The sequence below is a fragment of the Herpetosiphon llansteffanensis genome (assembly GCF_003205875.1).
In the GTDB taxonomy this organism is placed as follows: Bacteria; Chloroflexota; Chloroflexia; order Chloroflexales; family Herpetosiphonaceae; genus Herpetosiphon; species Herpetosiphon llansteffanensis.
The window spans coordinates 20,311-30,428 of sequence record NZ_PUBZ01000126.1 but is presented as its reverse complement, the minus strand read 5'-3'; the positions used below and the strand labels follow the sequence as shown (position 1 = coordinate 30,428).

The 10,118-nt window shown below is 52.4% G+C and carries 8 protein-coding genes; all 8 read left to right on the top strand.

Annotated elements, in window-relative coordinates:
- The first annotated feature begins 233 nt into the window (after positions 1 to 233).
- The 8 genes from C5S61_RS20715 (at position 234) to C5S61_RS20680 (ending at position 10,090) form a co-directional block, all read left to right on the top strand.
- On the top strand, positions 234 to 1,319 hold the full coding sequence (locus tag C5S61_RS20715) for a LacI family DNA-binding transcriptional regulator (protein WP_110518386.1): 1,086 nt from the start codon (positions 234 to 236) through the stop codon (positions 1,317 to 1,319).
- A gap of 96 nt (positions 1,320 to 1,415) precedes the next feature.
- Complete coding sequence (locus C5S61_RS20710; protein ID WP_110518384.1) at positions 1,416 to 3,209, top strand: ABC transporter substrate-binding protein; 1,794 nt, start codon at positions 1,416 to 1,418, stop codon at positions 3,207 to 3,209.
- 85 nt (positions 3,210 to 3,294) lie between these two features.
- Positions 3,295 to 4,272 (top strand): ABC transporter permease, encoded by a 978-nt coding sequence (locus C5S61_RS20705; RefSeq protein WP_110518382.1) that lies wholly within the window; start codon positions 3,295 to 3,297, stop codon positions 4,270 to 4,272.
- Between the two features lie 10 nt (positions 4,273 to 4,282).
- Positions 4,283 to 5,287, top strand: coding sequence for an ABC transporter permease (locus tag C5S61_RS20700; RefSeq protein WP_110518379.1), 1,005 nt, complete (start codon positions 4,283 to 4,285; stop codon positions 5,285 to 5,287).
- On the top strand, positions 5,235 to 6,248 hold the full coding sequence (locus C5S61_RS20695) for an ABC transporter ATP-binding protein (protein ID WP_110518377.1): 1,014 nt from the start codon (positions 5,235 to 5,237) through the stop codon (positions 6,246 to 6,248). The genes C5S61_RS20700 and C5S61_RS20695 overlap by 53 nt, the downstream gene beginning before the upstream one ends.
- 8 nt (positions 6,249 to 6,256) lie before the next feature.
- Positions 6,257 to 7,300 carry an ABC transporter ATP-binding protein gene (locus C5S61_RS20690; protein WP_110518375.1) on the top strand — a complete coding sequence of 348 codons (1,044 nt, stop codon included), beginning with the start codon at positions 6,257 to 6,259 and terminating at the stop codon, positions 7,298 to 7,300.
- Positions 7,297 to 9,315, top strand: coding sequence for a beta-galactosidase (locus tag C5S61_RS20685; RefSeq protein WP_110518374.1), 2,019 nt, complete (start codon positions 7,297 to 7,299; stop codon positions 9,313 to 9,315). The genes C5S61_RS20690 and C5S61_RS20685 overlap by 4 nt, the downstream gene beginning before the upstream one ends.
- The gene (locus tag C5S61_RS20680) at positions 9,308 to 10,090 is read left to right on the top strand and encodes a hypothetical protein (protein ID WP_110518372.1); all 783 of its coding nucleotides are present in this window, start codon (positions 9,308 to 9,310) and stop codon (positions 10,088 to 10,090) included. Before C5S61_RS20685 ends, C5S61_RS20680 begins: the two co-directional genes overlap by 8 nt.
- The last annotated feature ends 28 nt before the right edge of the window (positions 10,091 to 10,118 follow it).

Sequence of the window (10,118 nt, the reverse complement as noted above, 5' to 3'; positions counted from 1 at the left end):
CCCAATCCCCAATCCCCAGTTCCCGATCCCCGATCCTCGATCCCTGACCCCTAACTACATAGCGACATTTTCTAGCCACTTGACGAAGTACAGGCCATCGTTTACAATCTTTTTCTGTAAGCGTTTGCATAAATAAAAACCAAAACCAGCCTCTCTAGGTGCAAAACCCCACAACATTTCTGTAAGTGCTTACAATCACAATCTGGTTCGCAGATGCAAAGGCGCAAAACGCAATGAGCAAGAAACTCGACCAAGCAACCCAAACCCTCAAAACACCCCGTAGCCGCCGTAGTAATGGCAATGGCCTAAGCAGCACCACGATTATGGATGTGGCGCGCGAAGCCGGGGTATCGTATGCAACAGTCTCGCGGGTGGTCAACAACAAAGAATATGTTAAATCGGATACCCGTGAACGCGTGTTGAAAGCGATTACAAGCTTGGGCTATGTCGTCAACCAGCAGGCCAGAAGTTTGGCTGGTGGGCGTTCATATGCAGTTGGGTTGTTGGTGCGTGATCTTGGCTCAAGCTATATGGGCGAAATCGTCAAAGGTATTGATGACGCACTGAGTGCAGCGCAATACAATTTGATGCTCTACACCACCCATCGCCGCAAAATCAAAGAACGGATTTACGTCAACAATTTGATCCAAGGGATGACCGATGGGCTACTATTGGTTTTGCCAGAAAACCTCGAAGCCTACTTGGAAACCCTTGATCAAACCCACTTTCCCTATGTCCTAATCGATCATCAAGGGCTTGATGAGCGCACGCCAGTCGTAATTACTACTAATTGGCAAGGTGGCTACGATGCCACGCGCTATCTGATTGAGCTTGGTCATCGACGGATTGGCTTTATCACAGGTATGTTGGACATGCTCAGTTCGCAAGATCGCCTGAGTGGCTATCAAGCAGCCTTGCGTGACAATGGTTTGCCTGTCGATCCGCAATTGGTCTATGAGGGGACGTTCTATCAACCAGGAGGCTATAGTGGAGCGCAAAGCTTGTTGGGGCTGCCAGAACCGCCAACAGCAATTTTTGCCTCGAACGATGTTATGGCCTTTGGGGTGATGGAAGCAGTTCGCGATGCCGGATTGCGGATTCCAAGTGACATCTCGGTGATTGGCTTTGACAACATTGCGCAAGCCTCGCAGGTAGCACCGCCACTGACGACGGTTGCCCAGCCATTAGAACAACTAGGGCGCGAAGCTGTTCGAATGTTGCTCGTGCGGATGAATAATCCTGAGCAACCGATTGAGCGTAGCATTTTGCCAACCACCTTGATCATTCGCCAATCGTGCGACGTTCCTCGGAACGTATAACGCGACAAAGTTGTCGCCCGCCTGGAAAGTAGGGCCCACCGACCAGCGCGGGTGTGTGGATAGAACGATCTATCGCATACAGAAAGGGTATCCACCATGAAGCTACGGTTTCCTGCGTTGATGATGCTGGTTATTATCTTTACCAGCATGTTGGCCGCATGTGGTGATGCGTCAACCCTCACGCCACAAGCAACTCAAGGACAAAGCACAACCGCTCCAGCCGCTACTGCAACAGAAGCTCCTGCCACTGGCAGCACCGATGCAACCGCCGAACCAACTGCTGCGGCAACCACAGATACCGGTTCCACGAGCAGCGACGGCAAAGTATTTTTGACGGTTTCTGACCAACAACAATCAACTTGGGTGCGCAACTTCAACCCATTTGCAAGCGACAACCGCTGGCCAACCGCTGCCGGGATCTACGAGCCAATGTTTATTTACAACATTGCAACCGGCAAAATTGAGCCATGGCTCGCCACCGAATGGGCTTGGAATAGCGATAACACCGAGTTGACCTTCACCATCCGCGATGGCGTGAAGTGGTCAGACGGCGAAGCATTCAGCTCAAAAGACGTTGCCTACACCCTCAACTTGATGAAAGATAACGAAAAGCTGCAAGGCAATGGCCGCGCTGCAATGCGTTTCATCGATACGGTTACTGCCGATGGCAACAAAGTCGTCGTGAAGTTCAAAGAAGTTTCAACTATCGCCATGTATGATATTGGCCATCAAATGATTGTGCCAGAACATATTTGGAGCAAGATCGCTGATCCAGTGACCTTCACCAACGAAACCCCTGTCGCCAGCGGCCCATTCACCGAAATCGTCCGCTTCCAAGACCAAATTTGGGAGCTTGGCAAGAATCCAAACTACTGGCAAGCTGGCAAGCCATATATCGATGGCATTCGCCAACCAGCCTACCCAAGCAACGACGCTGCCAACTTGGCAACGATCAATGGCGAAAACGACTTGGCTAGCAACTTCATTCCTGATGTTGAAAACACCTATGTCGCCAAAGATCCAGAAAACAATCACTACTGGTTCCCACCAGTCAACGCACCAGTTATGTTGCTGTTGAACACCACCAAGGCTCCGTTCAACGATCCAAATGTGCGTAAAGCTATCAGCATGGGCTTTGATCGCCAACAAATTACCGAAATCGCTACCTACAACTACAACGCACCATCAGATGCAACCGGTTTGCCCGATTCATTTGCTGATTGGAAAAACCCTGAAGCTGTTGCTGCTGGCGATTGGGTCAAATTCGATGTTGAAAAAGCCAACAAAATGTTGGATGAAGCTGGCTTGACCCGTGGTGCTGATGGCATCCGCGTGTTGCCAGATGGCACGCCAATGACCTACGACATCAACGTGGTTTCAGGTTGGACCGACTGGGTTACCACCGACCAAATCATTGCTGAAAGCTTGAAGGAAATTGGCATCAACGCAACCACCCGCACCTACGACTTTAGCGCTTGGTTCGATAAAGTGCAAAAGGGCGAGTTTGATATGTCGATTGGCTGGAGCAACAACGCCCCAACCCCACTTCAATTCTATCGCGGCTTGATGTCGGGTGAAACTGCCGATACTCCTGTTGGCGAAGCCAATGGCGACAACTGGCACCGCTACGGCAATCCAAAGGTCGATGAATTGTATTCACAATTTGTCAAAACCTCAGATCCAGCCGAACAAAAGAAAATCATGAACGAAATTCAGATGATCTTCGTTCAAGAAGCTCCAGCTATCCCAATTATGCCAAACATCTACTGGGGCGAGTACAACACCAAACGCTTTACCAACTTCCCAACCGCTGAAAACCCATATGTCTTGCTTTCATCGTTCGCTCAACCCGACCGCTTGATCCTCTTGACCAACATCAAACCAAAATAAGCAGTGTCTGGTTTGGTCGTGTGCTGGAGCCATAACGGCTCCAGCACCAACCCGACCCAGGCGCGAAACCCTGAAAGGAAGAACCATGCGTTTCTTGTTGCGACGGCTGGGCTTTTACGCGGTCGCGGCTTGGGTCTCGCTTACCGTCAATTTCTACCTACCACGGCTTATGCCTGGTGACCCAGCCTCTGCCATCTTCGCCCGTTTTCAAGGCAAACTCCGCCCTGAAGAAATCGATTCGCTGCGCAAAGCTTATGGTCTAAGCGATGCCCCGTTGTTCGAACAATATTTCACCTATTTGAAGAGTTTGAGTCGCGGAGAATTCGGCATCTCAATCAACTTCTTTCCTGCGCCAGTTACAACCGTGATTGCCACTGGATTTATGTGGACGATTTTGCTGGCTGGTTTAGCCACCGTGATTAGCTTTTTCTTCGGTAATGTGTTGGGGATTATCGGCGCTTGGCGGCGCAATGGCATCCTCGATTCAGTCGCTCCACCATTACTGACCTTCATCGGCGCATTCCCCTACTTCTTTTTAGCGATGCTTGCGCTGTATTTCCTTGCCTTTCAAGCAGGCTGGTTCCCCTTACGCCACGCCTATAGCGATGCGCTATCGGTCAATTGGGGCAGCCTCACCTTTATAAAAAGCGTGGTTGCACACATGATTTTGCCAGCGAGCTGTATTGTGCTGGCTTCGATCGGCGGTTGGATGCTTGGCATGCGCAACACAATGGTCGGGATTCTCTCCGAGGATTACATCACCATGGCGCAGGCCAAAGGGTTATCGCAAAAGCGGATCATGTTTAGTTATGCAGCCCGCAACGCCTTGTTGCCCAACGTTACGTCGTTTGGCATGGCGCTTGGCTTTGTGCTCAGCGGCTCCTTGCTGACCGAAATCATCTTTGCTTATCCAGGTTTGGGCTATTTGCTATTGCAAGCAGTACGCAACTTGGATTATCCATTGATGCAGGGTTTGTTTTTGATGATTACCTTTGCGGTACTTGGAGCCAATTTTTTGGTTGACATTTTGTATGTGTGGCTCGACCCACGCACTCGACGTTAGGAGTAGTGCCATGCAAGCAACCCCTGAAAAAACCTTGGTTTCAAAATCAAGCGAAGCAACCAAAATCGCTCGGCCTTGGCTCGCTCGCTGGCCTTTGCTGCGGGCCTTTGTGCGCAATCGCAAAGCTATGCTTGGCGTAAGCATCCTGTTTGTCTTCATTATGCTAGCCTTGTTGGCCCCATGGGTTGCCCCGGGCAACCCCAAGAAGATGGAAAGTCGCGCCCACCTAGCCCCAGCGTGGATTGCCGATAAGCCCGCTCCTGGCGGCAAAACCTTCTTGCTTGGCACCACTGGCCAAGGTCAAGATGTCTTTCGCCAGCTAATCTGGGGGGCGCGCTTATCGCTCAGCGTTGGCCTCAGCGTTGGCATCGCCTCAACAATTGTGGGCACAATCATTGGTCTCACTGCTGGCTATCTCGGCGGCTGGGTCGATGATATTCTCTCATTGCTCACCAATGTGATGCTGATTATCCCCGGCATGCCGTTGCTGGTTATTCTGGCGGCCTTTCTCAAGCCGGGGCCGGTGACGGTGGTGATGGTGCTCACGCTCACTGGTTGGGCTTGGCCTGCCCGCGTGATGCGTTCGCAAGTGCTTTCGCTGCGCGCCAAAGATTTTATCGCGGCCTCGGTTGTCAGCGGCGAACGCACGCCCCGAATTTTGTTTAGCGAAGTCTTGCCAAATATGTCCTCGGTGTTTGTGGGCAGCATGGTTGGTTCGACAGTCTATGCGATTGGCGCTGATGTTGGTTTGGCCTTCCTTGGCTTGACCGATGTTGGCACCACCAGCTGGGGCACAATGCTCTACTGGGCGCAAAATAACGCAGGCATTTTGACCGGCGCGTGGTGGACATTCGTTCCAGTCGGCATTTGTATTGCCTTGTGTGCCTTTGCCTTGACCATGCTCAACTATGCCCTCGACGAAATTACCAACCCTCGCTTACGTGCCGAAAAGGAGACTACTCATGGCAAGCGCAACCGTGCCAACGTCCTTGTCACCCCAGTCGTCCGCAAGTAGTGCGGCTGAGCCGTTGCTCGACGTTCAAGATCTTTCGGTCGAATACCAGACCTTGCGCGGGCCTGTTCAAGCGGTTTCGCACGTTTCGTTCAGCATCGGCCAAGGCGAAGTGTTTGGCCTCGCTGGCGAATCGGGCAGCGGTAAATCGACGATCGCCCATGCCATTATGCGCATTTTGCATTCGCCCGCTGTGATTACTGGCGGCAATGTGCTGTTCGATGGCGATGATGTGCTGGAAATGGATATGGATGGCCTTGAAGCCTTCCGCTGGCGTGATGTTTCAATGGTGTTTCAAAGCGCCATGAATGCACTCAACCCGGTTTTGACCGTTGGCGAACAGATTGCCGATGTGATTCAGCGCCATCAGCCTAAAACCACCAAGCAACAAGCCAAAGATCGGGCTGCCGAATTGCTCGACATTGTGGGGATTGATCGCAATCGGGTTGATGATTATCCGCATCAGCTTTCCGGTGGCATGCGCCAACGGGTGGTAATTGCGGTTGCACTCGCGCTCAAACCACAGTTGATGATTATGGACGAGCCAACCACCGCGCTCGATGTGGTGGTGCAAAAAGATATTATGCAGCAAATCGAGTATCTCAAAAAAGAGCTTGGTTTCTCGATTTTGTTCATCACCCACGACTTATCGCTGATGGTCGAGTTTTCCGACCGTATTGGCGTGATGTATGCTGGCGAGATCGTCGAAACGACCAATGCCCATGAGCTGTTCAACAAGCCGCTGCATCCTTATACTCAAGGCTTGATGGCCTCATTTCCAGCGCTGGTTGGCCCCAAAGAAACCCTGACTGGGATTCCTGGTTCGCCGCCAAATATGCTCGAACCACCAAGCGGTTGCCGCTTCCATCCACGCTGTTCCAAGGCCTTTGCCCCATGTCCACTGCAACAGCCAAGCCTACGCGAAGTTGAACCAGGCCATTTTGTGGCTTGTCACTTGTATTGAGGTGCGTCATGACCAAAACTGTGTTAACTGCTGAGCAGTGGAAATTAGCCGAATCTCCCGATCCTGTGGTGCTCGAAGTGCGCAATTTGACCAAACACTTTCCAGTTGGCGGCATGTTTCGCAGCAAACATGTGCATGCCCTCACTGATGTGTCGTTTGCAATTCGCCGTGGCGAGGTTTTGGCAGTCGTGGGCGAATCGGGCAGCGGCAAAAGCACGACCGCGCGTTTGATTGCCCGCTTGATGGAGCCAACCAGAGGCGAGATTTTATTCCGTGGCCAAAATGTGTTGCAAACCGAAAAACGCGGTGCTTCGCTAAGCTACCGTAGCGGTGTGCAAATGATCTTCCAAGATCCGTTTGGCTCGATGAACCCAACCCACTCGGTTGCCCACCACATTATGCGCCCGTTGCAGATTCACCATAAAGTTGAGCGGCGCAGCGATTTGTTGCCGCGTGTGCACGAGTTGTTGGCGACGGTGGGCCTCAATCCGCCAGCAGATATTGCCAATAAATATCCTCACGAGCTTTCTGGTGGTCAGCGCCAACGGGTTGCGATTGCCCGCGCCTTGGCCGTCGATCCCGAAATTGTGCTGGCCGACGAACCAATCTCGATGCTCGATGTTTCGATTCGGATTGGGATTCTCAACCTCATGGCCAAGCTCAAAAAAGAAATTGGGATTGGCTACCTCTATATCACCCACGATATTGCCAGCGCCCGCTATTTTGCCGATCGGATTATGGTATTGTATGCAGGCCAGATGATGGAAGGTGCCGATAGCGATGAATTGATCGGCAATCCGGCCCATCCGTATACCAAACTCTTGCTTTCAGCGGTGCCGAACCCTGAAGTTGCGCTTGGGCAGCGCGAAGTTGTGGCCCGTGGTGAGCCACCTTCGTTGATCGACCCGCCGCCTGGTTGCCCGTTTGCGGCGCGTTGCCCCCAAGTTATGGATGTCTGTCGCAAGGTTATGCCCGATGTGCAAACGATTGCGCCAAATCACTGGGTTCGTTGCCATTTGTATGGTGAGGCTAGCGGAGGAACTGCGGCATGAGCGTTACGCTAACTGCCAATGGTCTCGCAGTCAATGGTCAGGAGGTGCCGGTCTATTCCGGCACTATCCACTATTGGCGCTTAGAGCGCGACCGCTGGGAATACATTCTTGACCAAGCCAAAGCGCTTGGTTTTTCAATGGTCGAAACCTATATTCCTTGGGGCGTGCATGAAACCGCTCCCGGCGAATACGATTGGGGCCAAGTTGATCCACGCAAGGATTTGGCGGCCTTCATTCAACTATGCCATGAACGCGAAATTTGGCTGATTGTGCGCCCAGGCCCGTTGATTAACGCTGAGTTGACCGACTTTGGCTTTCCGCAATGGATCTTGGATGATCCGGCGATGCAGGCACGCACGGCGCTCGATACCTTGCATTTTAGCTTGGCAGCGGGCTTGCATCCGCCACATCAATTTCCGGTGCCATCGTATACCAGCCCTGAATATGTGGCGGCAGTTGGCGTGTGGTTCGACCACATGTGTCAAGTTATTGTGCCGCAACTTGCGCCGCATGGGCCAATTGTGGCGGTGCAAAGCGATAATGAAACCTGTTATATGTTTCATGAGCAAGCCTACGCCACCGATTACAGCCCATCGTCGTTGGCCTTATATCAAGCAATGTTGGCTGAGCAATATGGCGCAATCGAGGAATTGAATCACGCCTATGCCACCAACTATGCCAGCTTTGATGCGGTGGTTGCGCCCCGCGATGCAGATATTGCCAGCCGCCCCGATTTAATTGCCCACCTCGATTGGGTGCGCTACAAAGAAGTGCATGTTAATTGGATTGTGGCAACCATGGCCGAGATGCTGCGTGAGCGTGGCGTGGTTGATGTGCCATTATTCCACGACGTAGCGTTTCAATATCGCACGCCACTTGATATTAATGCCATGGAAGCCAACGGCCAGATCGATTGGGTCGGGATCAATTATTACCGCCAACCGCAAGGTTTTGATGGCGCAACCACCTTGGTGCGCTATATGGCTGGCACAACCCGCCTGCCGTTTATCCCTGAGTTTGGTAGTGGCCTGTGGATTCACCACGCCATGACTCCGTTGCCCAGCGAAACCGAGTTTGTCAGCTTGGCGGCCTTGATGTATGGAGTCAAAGCCTTTAATTTCTATATGTTGGTCGAGCGCGATCGCTGGCTGGCCTGCCCAATCACCCGTCATGGCGATTATCGGCCTGAATATGCCCAATTTTTCGAGCGGTTGATGAGCTTTTTGCAGCAACAGCAATGGTGGAACTTCCAGCGCAAGCCAGAGGCGTTGGTGCTGATGAGCTATGATCTTGGCCGCTATCGAGCTGCAACCTCGACCTTGCACTATGGCCATGTTGATCTTTTAGGCCTGCCGCCAGCACTCAATCGGGTCGAATTAGATTTGGGGTTTAGCAGCGATCTCGAAGCCGAAAGCGACGATTTTGATCCGCAAAGTTGGTATGGCTCGTTGCGGCGCACGCTCGAAATCAACCATATCGATTACGATTTGAGCGATAGCCATTTGCGCAGCGCCCGCATTGCCGAATATAAATTGGTGTTTGCTCAGAGCGTCGATTGGATGAGCAACGCCGATCAACAACGCTTGTTGCAAGCTGCCGAAGCTGGGGCAACTATCTGGCTTGGCCCGACCTTGCCAACGCTTGATGAATATTTTGCGCCTTGCACAATTTTGGCTGATCAATTGGCGGGCAAGCGTCAAGTTGCCTTGGGTGCTGGCCATTTGGGCTTGCTGAGTCAGGCAGAATTAGGCCCGTTTTGCGCCGAGCTAGCTGCTGGTTTGCCCGTGCGTCCACAGCATCAACAACTGGCGATTACCAGCCATCGTTATCAAGGCCGCGAGCTGTTGTTTGTTGCCAATCCAACCGCCGAAGCCATTGAATCACGCTTGGATTTTGCCCAGCCAGTGCGTTTAAGCAACATCTGGGGAGCATTCGCAGGCGCTGAATTGCAACCTCAGCACCCGATTAGCCTAGCAGCCTACACGATTGCAATTGTCGAGGTGCAGCATGATTGATCGTTTTTGGCAGGTGTTGGATCTTGATCCGATTACATGGCGCAATATTGGGCGCTTTATCGAGGTTGGCAAATACTTCCAAGCAGCGCTGCCTGGCGAACATGGCCTCTATGTGCTCCACGATGGCCAACAGATTTTACGTGCGGTGGATAGTAACAATCAGGTACAGCGCGAAATTACAGGCCAACTCGCAACCACGCCGCAAGCCTTGGCCGAAGAATTGGCCAGCGAAGGCCGTTGGGATCGGGTGCATGTCATCAGTAAGCAGCATTTGGCCGAGGTTGCAAGGCAGGCGCAACAGCCAGAACAACGTGGCCTGAGCATGCCCGCCTACTATCATTTGGTCTATTCGTTGTTGTGGGGCGATGGCCAAGGCTATGTGACCGTGCCACCACCAGCAGGCCATTGGAACCATTGGAGCTATGCTGGGATCGAACAATTTATTGCCCAGCTTGGCGCTGAGGCTGGCCTTGCGCTCTGCGTGTTTGATGCTGAACAATTGGCGATTGGCCTGATTGCTGAAGTTCGCAATGGAAATGTCGCCTATGTAACGACCTTCGATGCCTATGCGGCTGAGGCCGTGCCCACATTGAGCGCACATGGTTTAGAACACGTTTTAAAGCTGCTTGAACAGCGCGGTGTGCCAGCAGGAGCAGCGTTGCTCTGTAGCCGAGCAGCCTTCGAAGATTGGCTGATTGCGCCCGATAAATTAGCCAGCCTGCAACATGCGGCGGTGGCTAATGAAGCGTGGTGGTGGCTGCGCGAGCCATTGTAGCAATTAAAAACACCACTCAAGAGTTGCA

Excerpts from the sequence above, each read along its gene's own strand:
- C5S61_RS20680 (WP_110518372.1), top strand. The coding sequence starts at position 9,308 with ATGATTGATCGTTTTTGGCAGGTGTTGGATCTTGATCCGATTACATGG.
- C5S61_RS20695 (WP_110518377.1), top strand. The coding sequence starts at position 5,235 with ATGGCAAGCGCAACCGTGCCAACGTCCTTGTCACCCCAGTCGTCCGCA.
- C5S61_RS20710 (WP_110518384.1), top strand. The coding sequence starts at position 1,416 with ATGAAGCTACGGTTTCCTGCGTTGATGATGCTGGTTATTATCTTTACC.
- C5S61_RS20705 (WP_110518382.1), top strand. The coding sequence starts at position 3,295 with ATGCGTTTCTTGTTGCGACGGCTGGGCTTTTACGCGGTCGCGGCTTGG.
- C5S61_RS20690 (WP_110518375.1), top strand. The coding sequence starts at position 6,257 with ATGACCAAAACTGTGTTAACTGCTGAGCAGTGGAAATTAGCCGAATCT.
- C5S61_RS20715 (WP_110518386.1), top strand. The coding sequence starts at position 234 with ATGAGCAAGAAACTCGACCAAGCAACCCAAACCCTCAAAACACCCCGT.
- C5S61_RS20685 (WP_110518374.1), top strand. The coding sequence starts at position 7,297 with ATGAGCGTTACGCTAACTGCCAATGGTCTCGCAGTCAATGGTCAGGAG.
- C5S61_RS20700 (WP_110518379.1), top strand. The coding sequence starts at position 4,283 with ATGCAAGCAACCCCTGAAAAAACCTTGGTTTCAAAATCAAGCGAAGCA.